Origin of the sequence: Streptomyces sp. OfavH-34-F, from assembly GCF_022347745.1 — a bacterium.
GTDB lineage: Bacteria > Actinomycetota > Actinomycetes > Streptomycetales > Streptomycetaceae > Streptomyces.
Window position 1 is genome coordinate 1 of record NZ_JAKRGC010000156.1, and the last position, 14,163, is coordinate 14,163.

The window sequence follows — 14,163 nt, forward strand, 5'->3', positions numbered from 1 at the left end:
GGCCGGCCCGCCGCGTCGGGCGAACGGCGGCTGGCGGGGCTCCTCGCGGAGGTCGCCGCATGCGCGGCCGTGCCCGAGGGCGCCGCGTTCTCCGAGAAACTGAACCGGGCCGCGTACACGGCGGGCGGTCTCGTCGCCGCCGGGCACCTCACGGAGGACGAGGCGGTCCGGGCGCTGCGGGAGGCCGCGGAACTGGCCCGCCCCGGCCAGCGGCGGCGCTGCCTGGCCGTCATCAGGGGCGGTCTGAACGCGGGCCGCACCCGGCCACTGGCCCTCGGGGGGCGTACGTGAGCGTGGACAAGGAGAGGGTGCTGCCGCCGGCCTCCTTCGACGTGCAGGCGGTGGCCGCGCAGATCCTCGCGCAGCCGGTCGCCCTGCCCCGGCAGGACGGTGCCCTTCCGCCGCCGGATCCCCGGGACCGGGCGGCGGGCGGCGAGGCCACGGCGGACGGGCTGCTGCCCGACACCCTCACCGACCGGGGCAACGCCAAGTTATTCGTCAAGCTCTACCGCAACGACTACCGGCATGTGCCGGGCATCGGCTGGTTCCGCTGGGACGGCACCCGCTGGCAGTTCGACGAGGACGACACGGTGATGTGGTCGGCGGGCGACCTGGCGGAGTCCCTGGCCGCCACCGATCCGCGCGGCCTGTTCACCCCGGCCGCGCTCCAGCAGCACCGCCGGCGCACGCTGAGCACCAGCGGGATGAACGCGATGCTGACCCAGGCCAAGTCCGCGCCCGGCATGGTGCTCAACGCGGCGCTGCTGGACGCCGATCCGTACGCCCTGTGCACCCCGGCGGGCGTGGTGGACCTGCGCACGGGGCAGATCCGCCCGGCCGAGCCCACCCGGGACTTCCACTCCCGTTCCACCTCCGCCGCCCCGCAGGCGATGCCCACCCCGCGCTGGGACCGCTTCCTGGCCGACACGTTCGGCGAGGGGCCGGACGGCGAGGAGATGATCTCCTTCCTCCAGCTGCTGCTCGGCTACTCGATCACCGGGGACGTCGGCGGGCAGGTGATGCCGTTCCTGTTCGGCTCGGGCAAGAACGGCAAGTCGGTGCTGCTGGACGTCCTGATGAAGCTCCTGCGGGACTACGCGGACGCGGCGCCGCCGGGCTTCCTGATGTCCCGCCCGTACGAGGGGCATCCCACGGACCTCGCCGAACTGCACGGCCGCCGGGTCATCGTGTGCAGCGAGGTCAAGCCGGGCGACCGGTTCGACGAGGCGCGGGTGAAGCTGCTGACCGGCGGGGACCGGATCAAGGCCCGCCGGATGCGGCAGGACTTCTTCAGCTTCGAACCCACCCACAAGATGTGGCTGCTGGGCAACCACCGCCCCGAAGTCGGCACGGGCGGCTTCGCGTTCTGGCGGCGCATGCGCCTGATCCCGTTCGAGCGGGTCGTCTCCGACCACCGCAAGATCGACAACCTGGCGGACATCCTGGTCACCCAGGAGGGTCCGGGCATCCTCAACTGGCTGATCGAGGGCGCCCGCCGCTACCTGGGCGGCGACAAGGACCTTTCGGGGCCCGAGCGCGTCCGCATCGCGACGACCGTCTACGCGGAGACCGAGGACCACACCGGGCGCTTCGTGGGCGAGACGTGTCGGCTCGACGCCGGGCTGAGGGCCGAACAAGCCCAGCTCTACGCGGCCTACAAACGCTGGTGCCAGAATGAAGGCGTTCCGGCGATCTCGTCGAGAGCCTTCGCGGCCCACATCCGCGAAGTGGTGGGGCTGGCATCACCGAAGGAAATGATCTTTTCCAACCAGCGCAAGTACTACCCCGGCATCGGCCTGCTCGCGGACGAGGAGACAGTATGAGCGCCCTCATCGCAGAGGACGAGATCGTCCACGAGGTGGACCTCGTGTGGCTCGAGGACATCAGCAGGCTCGACTACGTCCGCCAGAGCCTGGACCGCCTCCCCACCCGCCGGGGCCGGCCCGCCTACCACCGCGACGGCAGAATGGTCGGGTACGCCCTGCTGGGCCCGAAGGCCAAGCCGTCCCGCTCCTCGGGCACCTTCCGCCGCCGGGTGTTCTGGCTGCTCCCCCACGACCGGGACACCGAGCCCGACGGCCTGTACGCGCGGGGCGCGCCCGCCGAGGCCGTGGACGTACGGACCCTGGCGCCGGGCAGCAAGGGCCACAAGACCGAGCGTTCGGAGGGCGGCCCCATGTCGTCCGCCGCGCGCGAGCTCCAGCCCTAGGGCGGATGCGGAACGTTCCCCGGCGGAACGTTCTGCCCGATGGATAAAAAACAGCACGTCCGGTATATTTCTGTCGTCGGAGTAGCGCGGACAGAGAGGCACCGCTGTGCGGGAAGACCGTCCCATCCGGGCCCAGGTGCTCGTCGCCGGCGGAGGGCCGGTCGGCATGCTCGTCGCGGCCGAACTCGCCGCGGCCGGCGTGGACACCGTACTCCTCGAAGCGCGGACGGCGGTCTCCGGGCAGCCCAAGGCGACGACGCTGCACGCCCGTGCGGTGCAGTCCCTGGCCCGCCGGGGGCATCTGCCCGGTCCGGCCCCTGCCGCGTATCCGCCGGTGCCCACCTCCGGCGCCTTCCACTTCGCGGGGCTCCCGGGCCTGACCATCACCGCTCCCCCGCACGAGCCCGAGCCCATTCTCAAGTGCGCCCAGGCCGACCTGGAACGGCACCTGGAGGCGCGGGCCCGCGCGGCCGGTGCCCGGGTGCTGCGCGGGTACCGCGTCATGGACCTGGGCCAGGACGAGGGCGGGGTGCGGGTCACGGCCGAGGGCCCGCGCGGTTCCGTGCTCTGCCACGCCGGTTACGCGGTGGGGGCGGATGGTGCGCGCAGTACGGTGCGCGCGCTGGCGGGCATCGAGTCGGACACGGTCCCGGCGACGGTGTCCGCGCTGATGGGGACCGTGACCCTGGACGATCCCGGTGCGCTGCCCAAGGGCTGGCACCGCACGCCGCGCGGCTGGATTGTCGCCAAGCACACCGGGGAGGGCCGCGTCCAGCTCCGTACGCTCAACTGCGACGGCCCTCATCCGGACCGTCACCGTCCGGTGTCGTTGGAGGAGTTGCGCGATGAGGTGTCCCGGATCGCGGGCCGTGAGATCGCGATGCACTCCCCGCGCTGGCTCAGCCGGTTCAGCGACTTCGCCCGGCTGGCCCGTACCTTCGGGCAGGGGCGGGTCTTCCTGGTCGGGGATGCCGCGCACGTGCACTTCCCGATCGGCGGGCAGGGCCTGAGCACCGGGGTCCTGGACGCGCTGAACCTGAGCTGGCGGCTGGCCCACGCGGTGCGCGGCACGGCCGGCGAGACCCTGCTGACCGGCTACGACGCGGAGCGGCGGCCGCTCGCGCGCCGCGTGATCGACGGGACGCTGGCCCAGCTCGCGCTGATGCGGCCCGGCCCCGAAGCGGACGCCCTGCGCACGGTGTTCACCGGGCTTCTCGCGGCGGAGGACGAGAACGGCCGGCTCGGCGCCCTGATCAGCGCCCAGGACACCGTCCTGCCCGATCCCACCGGCGTGGGCGGCCCGGCCGCGGGGTCCTACCTCGCCAACACCGGGCTCAGTACCGCGGACGGCGACACCGACGTCATCCGCCTGCTGCACGACGGGCGGCCGCTCCTGCTGCTGTTCGGCGAGAAATCGGACCGCCACCAGGAGGCCGCCCGGCCATGGGCGGGCATGCTGCGCACCGTCGAGGCGCGTCCTGTGCCCGCCCTGCCGTACGAGGCGGCGCTGGTGCGGCCGGACGGATATCTGGCCTGGGTGCCGGGCGACAGCGGGCTGGACCAGGTGCTGGCGGCCTACTTCGGGCCGGGCGGCTGCGTCGACGCGGCGTCCCGCCCGGCCGAGTCGACGTGAACAGGGCCCGGCGGGACGCCTCCTGCGCTCAGCTGGCGGTCTCCAGGACGTCGTCGCGCAGGTCGGCCGCCTTCACCGCCTCGGCGTACACCTTGGCGCCCCGGCCCTCGGAGAGGTCGAGCGACGCCAGCACGGACGGCACCACGGCGCTGGGCAGCAGATGCCGCATCAGCGCGGACACCCGCACCACCAGGTCGCGGTACTCGCAGACGGCCTGCGACATGGACTGGATACCGGCGAAGGAGCCTACGAGGACGTCGGCCGTCTCCGGCGGCGAGATGTGCGGCAGCAACTCGCCCTGGGCCTGCGCCTGCTGGAGCAGATCGAGGCCGACCTCGCCCCACCGCAGGAACGGCCCGCTGCGGTCGAGGTTCTGCGTCTGCTGGTCCATCGTCAGCCGGACGCCCGCGCGCACCATCGGGTCGGTCTGGAGGCGGTGGGCGTGCAGCATGACGACGTCGACGACCTCCTGCACCTTGGAAGCGCGCATCGGTACGATGATCCGCTGGTCCTGCTCGGAGAGGACACCCTGCGCGAGGTCCTCCTTGGAGTGGAAGTGGAAGTACAGCGCGCCCTTGGTCACCCCCGCCTCGGTGAGGATCTGGGAGATCGTGGCTGCTTGGTACCCCTGTTCCTCGAAGATCTTGGCCGCCGCCGAAAGAATCGTCTGCCGGGTGCGGATAGCCCGTAGCTGCTCAGCCACTCTGCCTCCTCCCTCCTCAGGGTGGTCGCGAGAGAGTAAATAAACCGTCCAGTTCGTATCTTACAGGCCGGTGCCTTCCCTCTGCCCTGGTCGGGGAAATGTCCGGCAGGAAAGGGAAACCATGATCCTCGTCACGGGCGCAACCGGGACGATCGGCCGCGAAGTGCTCGGCCTCCTCCCCCAGGGCCTGCCCGTACGCATCATGGCGAGGCAGCCCGAGCGGGTCACCGGCGCCCCACCGACGGCCCACGTCGTCCGCGGCGACTTCACGGACCCCGATTCGCTGACGGACGCTCTGCACAACGTCCAGGGCGCGTTTTTGGTCACCAACCCCGACGGCGACGACGACACGCGCTTCCTGGACCCGGCCCGCGCGGCCGGCGTCCGGCACATCGTCAAACTCTCCGCGGCCGCCGTCACCGACCCCGGGGCCGACGACCTGATCACCCGGCGCCAGCGCCGCAACGAGGACCTGCTGCGCGCCTCCGGGATCGCCTGGACCCTGCTGCGTCCCCGCGCCTTCATGTCGAACACCCTGTCCTGGGCCCGCTCCATCCGTGCCGATCGTACGGTGCGCGCGCCGTACGGGTCCTCCGAGAACGCCTGCGTGGACCCCAGGGACGTGGCCGAGGCCGCCGTACGGGCCCTCACCGGGCCTGCGGAGGAACACGCGGGCCGGGCCTACACCCTGACCGGACCTCAGGCGCTCTCGGCGGCCGCGCAGACGGCCCAGCTCGCCGGGCTCCTCGGCCTGGAGCTCCGCTTCCGCGAGCTGAGCCCTCAGGAGGCCCGTACGGCCCTCGGAGCGCGCTACCCGGCCGATATCGCCGACGCCCTCCTGGAGAGCGCCAGAAGGCAGCACAGCGGCTCCAAGGGGCGTGTGGACCCCACGCTCCCCCGCCTGCTCGGGCGGCCGGCCGCGACGTTCCGCGACTGGGCGGCCGACCACCTCGACGCCTTCCGGCCCGACGACGCCGCGAGGGACTGAAGCCGGTTCAGTCCCTCGCGGCTCGGTCCCTCTTCAGTCCCTTCGACAAAACCGCAGGTCAGGAGCTTGAGGTCGTCAGGAACCAGGGTCTGAAGGGACTGAAGGGACTCAAGGTTGGTAGTTATAAGCGATTATGCAGGCGTGTGTATGCGCTCGCGCGTAGAAACACCCTGTATATCCCTTTTGTTAATCATCTTTATTCTGAAGCGCTGATAACTACCGACCTTGAGTCCCTTCAGTCCCTCCGTTTTGGGGCCGCAAGCCTCTGACCTGGACTTTTGTCCGAGGGACTGAAGAGGGACTGAAAGTTCCAGTCCCTCGGCTCCGCGTTCAGTCCCTCGCTTCGGTCCCTCTCGCCGGCCGCCCTCGGCGCTCCGGCCGACACGCCCGGCCGGGGTGCGCAACTCCCCCGGCCCGAGGGACCGAAGGGACTCGCGGAACGAAGTGACCCGTCCACTCCGGGATGCCTGTTGTAGGCTCTGACCCGCATTGGAAAACTCAGTCCCTTTAGTCCCTCGGCCAGGCGGAGGTGCCCCTCTGACCTGGGTTTTCTCCGAGGGACTGAGTTGTTCAGGACTGGACCAAACCTGTTGGCCCCTCGGCAAGGACGATCAGCGTGCCGCGTCAAAGAGAGACTGGTGACCCGCGTGCGGCGGGGTCCGCGAGTCCTTTCGACATGGCCCGTTGGTGCGCGGCGAACGGCTGGCCCGTCCATCCGCTGGCCGCCGGGCGCAAGACCCCGGCGGGCAACTGCCCCGCCTGCCGTGAGGACCCGCACCGCCCGGCCGACTGCCCCTGCCTGCCCGCGGGAAGGTGGTGCCACGGCTTCCACGCGGCGACCACCGACCCGGAACGCCTGGCCGCCTGGTGGGGTGCCCATCCCGGTCTCGGGGTCGGCGTCTCGTGCGGCCCGGCCGGGCTCGTCGTACTGGATATCGACGCACACAGTGCCGAAGTCCCGCACCGGAACCGCCTGCTGCCGGGCATTCCGATCCACGAGAGCGTCAACCTGACCGGCCTGGCCTCCGGGTTCGACACCCTCGCGCTGCTCGCCGCGCTGCGCGGGGAACAGAGCCCCGCCGATGACGAGGCCACCCTGCGCGTCCGCACCCCGTCCGGCGGCCTCCACGTCTGGTACCGCACCGCACCGGACAGCCCGCGCTACCGCTCCTCCGTGGGCTCCAGCCCCAAGGTGGCCCTGGCCTGGCAGGTCGACGTCCGGGCCTCCGGCGGCTACATCGTCACCCCGGCCACCCGCACCCCGGCGGGCACCTACACCCCCGTCGGGTCCGCCCGGCTGCCCGCGCTCCTGCCCGCCTGGCTCGCCGCCGAGCTGCGCCGCACCGGCCATGTGCCCGGACCCGCACCGGCCGCCCGGGTGCCCGGCCCCCGCCCCGTCCGCCCGGCAGGCGGCGTGTCACTGGCGCTGCGGCTGCTGGAACCCCTGCTCGCCGAGGTCCGGGCGTGCGCGGCGGCGGCCGAGGGCACGGGCTTCACCGAAAAGCTCAACCGGGCCGCCTACACGGCGGGCGGCCTCGTCGCCGCCGGGCACCTCGCCGGGCCCCGTGCGCAGGATCTGCTCATCGAGGCCGCCGACGCGGCGCGCCCGTACCGCCATCGGCACAGCCTCACCGTCATCGCCTCAGCCCTGTCCGCCGGCGCAGCCCGCCCGCTCCATCCCGAAGGACGCCCATGAGCAGCGCCGAGAGCAGCCCGCGCTTCGACGCCACTGCCGCCGCGCAGCAGATGCTCGCCCTCGAGACCGAGGGCGGCATGCCCGGCCTGCCCGCCCAGCAGAACGCCTCCGTGGTGACCGAACCGCCCCTGCCCGAGGGCCGCCTGCCCGCACTGCTCACGGACCGGGGCAACGCCAAGCTGTTCGCGCTCATGTTCGGGGACCAGTTCCGTCACGTCGAGGGCCTGGGCTGGTACCACTGGGACCAGTACCGCTGGAAGCGCACGGGCGGCGAGAAGGCCGCGGTGTGGGCGGCGGGCGACCTCGCCGAGCAGATGCCCGCCACCGACCCCACCGGCCAGTTCACCGACCGGGAGGTCCGCGCGCACCGCCGCCGTTCGATGTCGACGCCGGGCATCAAGGCCATGCTCACCCAGGCGAAGGCCTCCCCCGCCCTGGCGCTCGACCCGGACGTCCTGGACGGCGACCCGTACGCGCTGTGCACCCCGGCCGGGGTCGTCGACCTGCACACCGGGCATCTGCGCAAGCCGGACCCCGAGGGCGACATGCACTCCCGGGCGACTAGCGTGGCCCCCGAGGCGACGCCCACCCCGCGCTGGCACCGGTTCCTGCACGACACCTTCGGCGACGACGCCAAGGGCGAGGAGACGATCCACTTCCTCCACCTGCTGCTCGGCTACTCCATCACCGGCGACGTCGGCGCCCAGGTGCTGCCGTTCCTGTACGGGACCGGCGCCAACGGCAAGTCCGTCCTGCTGGACGTCATGACGCAGATCCTCGGCGACTACGCCCAGGCCGCGCCGCCCGGCTTCCTCATGGAGAAAGGCAAGTTCTCCGAGCACTCCACCGAGCTGACCGAGCTGCACGGGCGGCGCATCGTCGTCTGCTCGGAGCTGAAGCCGAACGACAAGTTCGACGAGTCCCGGGTGAAGCTGCTGACCGGCGGCGACCGCATCATGGCCCGCCGGATGCGGCAGGACTTCTTCAGCTTCAACCCGACCCACAAGCTCTGGCTGCTGGGCAACCACCGCCCCGAAGTCGGTACGGGCGGCCACGCGTTCTGGCGCCGCATCCGCCTCATCCCGTTCGAGCGTGTCGTTCCCGCCGCCCGCAAGATCGACAACCTGGCCAAAGAGCTGGTGCAGAGCGAGGGCCCGGGCATCCTGCAGTGGCTGATCGAGGGCGCCAAGCTCTACCTGGCCACCCGCGACCCGCTCGACGGCCCCGCCACGGTCCGCTCGGCTACCGCGGCCTACGCCACCACCGAGGACCACATCGGCCGCTTCCTCGCCGAGTGCTGCACCACCCAGGCCCCGGACCTGCGGGTGGAGCAGGGGCTCCTGTACGCCGCGTACAGCAGCTGGTGTGGGGCCGGGGAGGGCATCAGGCCCGCGACGGCCCGTGCGTTCGCGACCCGGGTCCGCCAGGAGCTGTCCCTCGCCTCGCCCGCCGACATGATGAAGTCCAGCGGCAAGAAGTACTACCCGGGCCTCGGGCTTCTCGCGGACGACGACTCCCGGAGCGGCCATGCCTGAGCCCCGCGCCCGGCACACTTCCGCCGATCCGGCCTACCATGAACACGGTGCCCCCACCAGGGAACGTGCTCACACCCACCCCGGCCTCCTCCCGGCCGGCCGACACACTAAGGGGCTGCAGCCATGAGCTCGCTGCTGAACGAGAGCGACCTCCACCACGAGAACGCCGTGGTCTGGCTGGAGAACCCCGACAACCTGGACTACGTACGCCAGGCGCTCGACAAGACCACCCGCCGCCGCGGAAAGCCCCGCTACGAACGGGACGGGCGCATGGTCGGCTACACGGAGCTGGAAGCCGACACCGAGGCCGACCCCGACAGCGGACTGCATCTGCGCCGGGTGTTCTTCCTCCTCCCCCACGACCGCGACGCCGACCCGGACGGCCCGTACCACGAGGGCGCCCCCGGCGAGGCGGTCGACCCGAGCACCATCGAGCCGAAGCGGGTGGGCGACAAGACCCCCCGTTCGCAGCGCGGCCTGGCCGCCACGGCGGAGGCGGGCAACTGACGGGGTGGGAGGAGTATTACGCCGTAATACTCCTCCCACCCCGCCGCCGTATTACGCCGTAATAATCCGCGCGGGCGGAGCCGTATTACGGCGTAATAATCGCCGCTCCGTCGCCCCGCCCCCCGGCGTCACGACCCCTCGCCCCGGCTCCAGGACTCCTCCGGAGCCGGGCTTTTGAGTGATCCTCGAAGAAAACACAGTCACAACTAACGCGTCGATGCCGAGAAGGATCATCGGAGTTAGTAAGGTGACTGCCATGACTTCGCCCTCCCCCGGCGACCGCGAGAAGGTCGTCTCCAAGCTGCCCGCGGTGCTGCAGCAGGATCTGAAGATCCGGGCAGCCCAGCACAAGACCGACATCCAGCACGCCGTCGAAGCAGGCATCGAGGCCTGGCGGCGGCTCGGCTCCAACCTCTCCCCCATCGACACCGCGGGCGCCAAGTCCTTCGCCACCTTCCTGCCTGACGGGCAGTGGGACGGCTTCCGCGCCGACTGCGCCTCGCGCGGCGTCTCGCTCATCCAGGGCCTCGCCCAGTCCGTGGTGATGTGGCTGGAGACCAACCCGGCCCCCACCGTCGTACGCCCCGAGCACCCCAAGCGCATCATCACCTGCAACCAGAAGGGCGGCGTCGGCAAGACCGCCATCGCGGCCGGCACCGGCGAAGCCCTCGCCGAGGACCCCGGCGCGCTCCACCCCGTCCGCATCTCCAAGCACTTCGCGGCCGCCCTCTCCGACGAGGACCACCCCTCCCCCCTCGACTACGAGGACCTGCCCGGCCTCGGACTGCGCGTCCTGCTGGTCGACTTCGACCCCCAGTGCCACCTCACCAAACAGCTCGGCCACGAGCCGCTGCCCATCGAGGGCGACAGCCTCACCAAGCACATGGCGGGCGAGGCCAAGGGCAACCTCGCCGACCTCGTCGTCCGCATCGAGGACCCGCGTTTCGGCGACCGCCTCCACCTCCTGCCGGCCTGCACCGACGCCTTCCTCCTCGACGTGAAGCTCTCCGGGGTCCGGGCCCGCGAAGCAGCCCTGGAACGCGCCCTGTCCGCCATCGAGGCCGACTACGACGCCGTCATCATCGACTGCCCGCCCAGCCTCGGCCTCAGCATGGACGCCGCCGCCTACTACGGCCGCCGCCGCCAGGGCGAGGCCCCCGGCAACTCCGGTGTGCTCGTCGTCGTCCAGGCCGAGGACAGCTCCGCCGACGCCTACGGACTCCTCACCTCCCAGATCGAGGACCTGCGCGACGACATGCACCTCGAACTCGACTACCTCGGCATCGTCGTCAACCACTACGACGCCCGCCGCGGCTACATCGCCACCTCGTCCCTCAACTCCTGGATGGACATAAAGGACCCCAGGGTCGTCGGCGTCATCGGCGACCTCAAGGAACAGAAGGAGGCCGTACGCGTGAAGCAGCCCCTGCTCGCCTACTCCCCCCGCTGTGACCAGGCCGTCGGCCTGCGCGCCCTCGCACGGGAGATCTCATGAGCAAGGCGTCCCGGCTCGGCGCCGGCTCCTCCTTCGGCCAGACCCAGTCCATCAGCGCCCGCCGCGCGGCCATCAACCAGGTCGCCGCCGCCCCCACCGAGGGCGCTCCTCCCCCGGTCGAACTCCCCGTCGGCGTCATCAGCCTCAACCCCGACAACCCCAGGTCCGACCTGGGCGACCTCACCGACCTCGGCAACAGCCTCCGCGACCACGGCCAGAAGACCGCCATCAGCATCATGGGCCGCTTCGCCTACCTCGAGGGCAACCCCGACCGCGAGGCCGACCTCGAACCCGGCACCAAGTACGTCGTCATCGACGGCAACTCCCGTCTCGCCGCCGCCCGCGAAGCCGGCCTCACCGAGATCAAGGTGATGCTCGACGACAGCCTGGGCAGCAACCCCGACGAGATACTGGAATCGGCCCTCGTCGCCAACATCCACCGCCAGGAGCTCAACCACCTCGACGAGGCCAGGGCCCTGGAACAGCTCCTCAGGATCCACGGCACCCAGGAAGCCCTCGCCGCCCGGCTGCACCGCTCCCAGGGCTGGGTCTCCCAGCGCCTCGCGCTGCTCACCCTGACCCCCGCACTCAAGGAGAAGCTCCAGTCCGGCGAGGAATCCGCCGCCACGCTGCGCCTGGTCGGCAAGAAGAAGGCCGAGGAACAGGAGGCCCACCTCCAGCAGCTCAAGGCGAGCCGCGCCCAGAAACCCCGCACCCCCCGGCAGAAGCGGCAGCCCCCCGCCGACACCCCCACCCGGCTGCCCTCGACCGACCCCCACACCCTGACGAGCCTCATCATCGCCGAACTCGACGTCCAGTCCCGGCGCAAGCTGACGGAACTGCTCGTCGACTACAAGATCGAGGAATCGAAGCGGATGCGGGCGGAGCAGGCCCCGGCGGCCGACGCCCCGTAGCCGCCGCCCCGGAGGCCGGTCCCGGATTATTACGCCGTAATACCCCGGGACCGGCCGTCCGCGTATTACGGCGTAATAATCGCGCCCGGGTCCGCGTAATGAGCGGCGAGCGCGGTGGCACGTCCGTGCAGAGCCGTACGCAGCGAGGCAGGGGAGAGGACCTCCGCATCCGTCCCCAGCTGCCACAGCGCCCACTCCGCATGGCGCAGATCCTGGAACGTCACCTCCAGCCGCAGCCGCCCGTCCTCCTCGCACTCCGCGCCCCGCACGGCCACCGCCGTGCGCAGTAGCTCCTCGCGTCGCTGAGGGACCACCCGCACCGACACCGCGAGATGCCCCTCGGACAGGAACCGCGCGCACCGCTGCCGCCAGGACCGCTCCAGATCCACCGTCCCCGGCCGCTCCGCCGGTTCCTCGAGGGCCTCGGCCGCCAGCACCCGCGACAGCCGGTACGTACGTTCCTCGCCCGCCCGCAGGGCCAGCAGGTATCCGCGCTCCCGGACCGTCACCAGTCCCACCGGGTCCACGGTGCGCGGCCGGGCCTCCTGGCCGGTGGCCGTGTACTGGATGCGCAGCTTCCGCCCGGTGAGCACCGCGTGCCGGATCTCCGCCATCGCCGCGGCGGGCACCTCCTCGGTCTGCGCCGGGCGCGACAGCAGATCGGTCTCCGGCTCCACGAGAATCCGCCGGGCGGCGTCGTTCACGGTGGCCCGGTGGCTGTCCGGCAGCGCGTCCACCACCTTCCGCATGGCCGCCGCGAGCGCCGAACCGAGCCCGAAGGCCTGCCCGCCGCGCCCCGAGCCGGCGGCCAGCAGGGCCAGGGTCTCGTCGTGGTTCAGCCCGGTCAGCTCCGTGCGGAAGCCGGGCAGCAACGCGAACCCGCCGTGCCGGCCTCGCTCGGCGTACACCGGCACGCCCGCCGAGGACAGCGCCTCGATGTCGCGCAGCACGGTGCGGGTGGACACCTCCAGCTCACGGGCCAGGGCACCGGCGGTCATCCGGCCCCGCTGCCGCAGCAGCAACACCAACGAGACCAGCCGATCCGCACGCACACGAGGACCCTAGCCATCCATCACGACAGGGGGTGTCACCTTTTCCTGGAAGGGTCGCGCTCACCGAAGTCATCCGACGCGAGGAACAGACGTGACGCTGCGACGAACCCCGATCAACCCGGTGGCCTGGTCCCAGAAGCTGGGCTTCCACCAGGCCGTGCTGCTCACCGGCTCCACCAGGACCCTCTACTGCTCGGGACAGACGGCCACCGACGCCGAAGGCAACCCGCTGCACGAGGGGGACATGGCCGCGCAACTGGCCCTCAGCCTCGACAACCTGGAAGCGGTGCTCGCCGGGGCCGGCATGACCCTGGCCGACCTCGTCCGCCTCACGCTCTACACCACGGACATCGACGCCCTCTTCCCGCACTACGCCACCCTGACCGCCCGCCTGGCGACGGCGAACGCCGCCCCGCCGACCACGCTGCTGGAGGTGAGCCGCCTGGCCATCCCGACCCAGCTGATCGAACTGGAAGCCACCGCAGCGGCCTGACCGCCCTCGAAGGGGCCTCGCATTATTACGCCGTAATAATGCGAGGCCCCTTCGACGCGTTCTGCGCCGGTCGAGATGCGGGGGAGTGGCGCCCGGAGGGCGCCCGCACACCGCCGCCCGGAGGGCGCCCGCGCACGAGTCGGCCGGAGGGCCCGCACACGAGCCGCCCCGAGGGCCCGCACGCGAGCCGCCCGGATTATTACGCCGTAATACGTGGCCCCCGCCGCGTCGGGGAGCCCCGGTCCCTGACGGCCCGCTCCAAATGGCGACGGCTCTGCGCAGGGCCGCGGAGGGCCGCGGGCTCCAGCGGATCTCCAGAGGAACGGCAGGACTTCTCAAGCCGAGTGCCGGACGGTGGGCGACAGGTTTGAGGAGGGCGAATGGTCGAGGTCGACACCGTGACGCCCACGTTCCGGGTGGAACGCGGGCACGCCGACGACGAGGAACTGGCGGCGGTCGCCGTAGTGCTGTGCGCGTTGCTGGCGGGGCGGGAGGACGAGGCCGGCGACGCCGAACCGCCCGAGGTGCCGCCGTGGCGGCCCGAGCGCCCCGTCGAGGGCTACTGCTCTCCGTACAGCTGGCGGTAGAGCCGGCCCACTTCACCGACGACTGATTCGTGTGCGTACCAGCCGCACTATACAAACCGCGCGTGCGGTTTGTTATGGTGGCGTCGATCGGGCCGCACCTTGAGAGGAAGGGACGTGTCGTGACAGTTGTGAATGACATTCCTCGGGCCTCCGCGGAAGCGGCGAACGCTCACGAGCGGGTGGCCGAACTGCACGCGGTCCGCGCGCAGGCGGCCGGTGGCCCGAGCGACCGGGCGACCGAGGCGCAGCACGCCAAGGGCAAGCTGACGGCCCGCGAGCGCATCGAGCTGCTCCTGGACCCGGACTCGTTCCACGAGGTCGAGCAGCTCCGCCGCCACCGGGCGACGGGTT

The 14,163-nt window shown here is 71.6% G+C and carries 13 protein-coding genes and 2 pseudogenes; 13 read left to right on the forward strand and 2 right to left on the reverse strand.

What is annotated here, in order from left to right; all coding sequences use genetic code 11:
• The 4 genes and pseudogenes from MHW47_RS21445 to MHW47_RS21460 all read left to right on the forward strand — a co-directional run.
• Positions 1 to 291 (forward strand): annotated as a pseudogene (locus tag MHW47_RS21445) (DNA primase); the annotation flags it as partial.
• Positions 292 to 308: 17 nt separating this feature from the next.
• A complete protein-coding gene (locus MHW47_RS21450) occupies positions 309 to 1,823 on the forward strand; it encodes a phage/plasmid primase, P4 family (RefSeq protein ID WP_239225419.1) in 1,515 nt (504 codons plus the stop codon).
• Positions 1,820 to 2,209: a DUF6009 family protein gene (locus tag MHW47_RS21455; RefSeq protein WP_239225408.1), complete on the forward strand. Its 390-nt coding sequence runs from the start codon at positions 1,820 to 1,822 to the stop codon at positions 2,207 to 2,209. Before MHW47_RS21450 ends, MHW47_RS21455 begins: the two co-directional genes overlap by 4 nt.
• Positions 2,210 to 2,315: 106 nt before the next feature.
• Positions 2,316 to 3,842, forward strand: a complete 1,527-nt coding sequence (locus tag MHW47_RS21460; protein ID WP_239225409.1) for an FAD-dependent monooxygenase — start codon at positions 2,316 to 2,318, stop codon at positions 3,840 to 3,842.
• A 28-nt stretch (positions 3,843 to 3,870) separates the two neighbouring features.
• Here the strand turns inward: MHW47_RS21460 and MHW47_RS21465 are convergent, their stop codons facing one another.
• Positions 3,871 to 4,545 carry a ScbR family autoregulator-binding transcription factor gene (locus MHW47_RS21465; RefSeq protein WP_239225410.1) on the reverse strand — a complete coding sequence of 225 codons (675 nt, stop codon included), beginning with the start codon at positions 4,543 to 4,545 and terminating at the stop codon, positions 3,871 to 3,873.
• 121 nt (positions 4,546 to 4,666) lie between these two features.
• On the opposite strand from MHW47_RS21465, the gene MHW47_RS21470 reads away from it, so the two are divergent.
• The 6 genes and pseudogenes from MHW47_RS21470 to MHW47_RS21495 form a co-directional block, all read left to right on the forward strand.
• Positions 4,667 to 5,533 (forward strand): NAD(P)H-binding protein, encoded by an 867-nt coding sequence (locus MHW47_RS21470; RefSeq protein ID WP_239225411.1) that lies wholly within the window; start codon positions 4,667 to 4,669, stop codon positions 5,531 to 5,533.
• A gap of 676 nt (positions 5,534 to 6,209) precedes the next feature.
• Positions 6,210 to 7,229: a bifunctional DNA primase/polymerase gene (locus MHW47_RS21475; protein ID WP_239225412.1), complete on the forward strand. Its 1,020-nt coding sequence runs from the start codon at positions 6,210 to 6,212 to the stop codon at positions 7,227 to 7,229.
• On the forward strand, positions 7,226 to 8,764 hold the full coding sequence (locus MHW47_RS21480; RefSeq protein WP_239225413.1) for a phage/plasmid primase, P4 family: 1,539 nt from the start codon (positions 7,226 to 7,228) through the stop codon (positions 8,762 to 8,764). The genes MHW47_RS21475 and MHW47_RS21480 overlap by 4 nt, the downstream gene beginning before the upstream one ends.
• 123 nt (positions 8,765 to 8,887) lie before the next feature.
• The gene (locus MHW47_RS21485) at positions 8,888 to 9,271 is read left to right on the forward strand and encodes a DUF6009 family protein (protein WP_239225414.1); all 384 of its coding nucleotides are present in this window, start codon (positions 8,888 to 8,890) and stop codon (positions 9,269 to 9,271) included.
• 256 nt (positions 9,272 to 9,527) lie between these two features.
• Positions 9,528 to 10,766, forward strand: coding sequence for a ParA family protein (locus MHW47_RS21490; RefSeq protein WP_239225415.1), 1,239 nt, complete (start codon positions 9,528 to 9,530; stop codon positions 10,764 to 10,766).
• Positions 10,763 to 11,473: pseudogene (locus MHW47_RS21495) on the forward strand (ParB/RepB/Spo0J family partition protein); the annotation flags it as partial. The gene MHW47_RS21490 and the pseudogene MHW47_RS21495, both read left to right, overlap by 4 nt.
• A gap of 272 nt (positions 11,474 to 11,745) precedes the next feature.
• Here the strand turns inward: MHW47_RS21495 and MHW47_RS21500 are convergent.
• Positions 11,746 to 12,732: a YafY family protein gene (locus MHW47_RS21500; protein WP_239225417.1), complete on the reverse strand. Its 987-nt coding sequence runs from the start codon at positions 12,730 to 12,732 to the stop codon at positions 11,746 to 11,748.
• Between the two features lie 97 nt (positions 12,733 to 12,829).
• Here MHW47_RS21500 and MHW47_RS21505 point away from each other — a divergent pair, with 97 nt between their 5' ends.
• The 3 genes from MHW47_RS21505 to MHW47_RS21515 form a co-directional block, all read left to right on the forward strand.
• Positions 12,830 to 13,225: a RidA family protein gene (locus MHW47_RS21505; protein ID WP_239225420.1), complete on the forward strand. Its 396-nt coding sequence runs from the start codon at positions 12,830 to 12,832 to the stop codon at positions 13,223 to 13,225.
• Positions 13,226 to 13,605: 380 nt separating this feature from the next.
• A complete protein-coding gene (locus MHW47_RS21510; protein WP_239225418.1) occupies positions 13,606 to 13,812 on the forward strand; it encodes an acyl-CoA carboxylase subunit epsilon in 207 nt (68 codons plus the stop codon).
• A gap of 119 nt (positions 13,813 to 13,931) precedes the next feature.
• Positions 13,932 to 14,163, forward strand: a 232-nt coding sequence (locus MHW47_RS21515) for a carboxyl transferase domain-containing protein (protein ID WP_308381651.1), incomplete at its 3' end; no start/stop codon positions are given.

Bases quoted from the DNA above. Each gene is read 5' to 3' on its own strand.
- MHW47_RS21455 (WP_239225408.1), top strand. From the start codon at position 1,820: ATGAGCGCCCTCATCGCAGAGGACGAGATCGTCCACGAGGTGGACCTC.
- MHW47_RS21470 (WP_239225411.1), top strand. From the start codon at position 4,667: ATGATCCTCGTCACGGGCGCAACCGGGACGATCGGCCGCGAAGTGCTC.
- MHW47_RS21475 (WP_239225412.1), top strand. From the start codon at position 6,210: ATGGCCCGTTGGTGCGCGGCGAACGGCTGGCCCGTCCATCCGCTGGCC.
- MHW47_RS21480 (WP_239225413.1), top strand. From the start codon at position 7,226: ATGAGCAGCGCCGAGAGCAGCCCGCGCTTCGACGCCACTGCCGCCGCG.
- MHW47_RS21485 (WP_239225414.1), top strand. From the start codon at position 8,888: ATGAGCTCGCTGCTGAACGAGAGCGACCTCCACCACGAGAACGCCGTG.
- MHW47_RS21490 (WP_239225415.1), top strand. From the start codon at position 9,528: ATGACTTCGCCCTCCCCCGGCGACCGCGAGAAGGTCGTCTCCAAGCTG.
- MHW47_RS21510 (WP_239225418.1), top strand. From the start codon at position 13,606: ATGGTCGAGGTCGACACCGTGACGCCCACGTTCCGGGTGGAACGCGGG.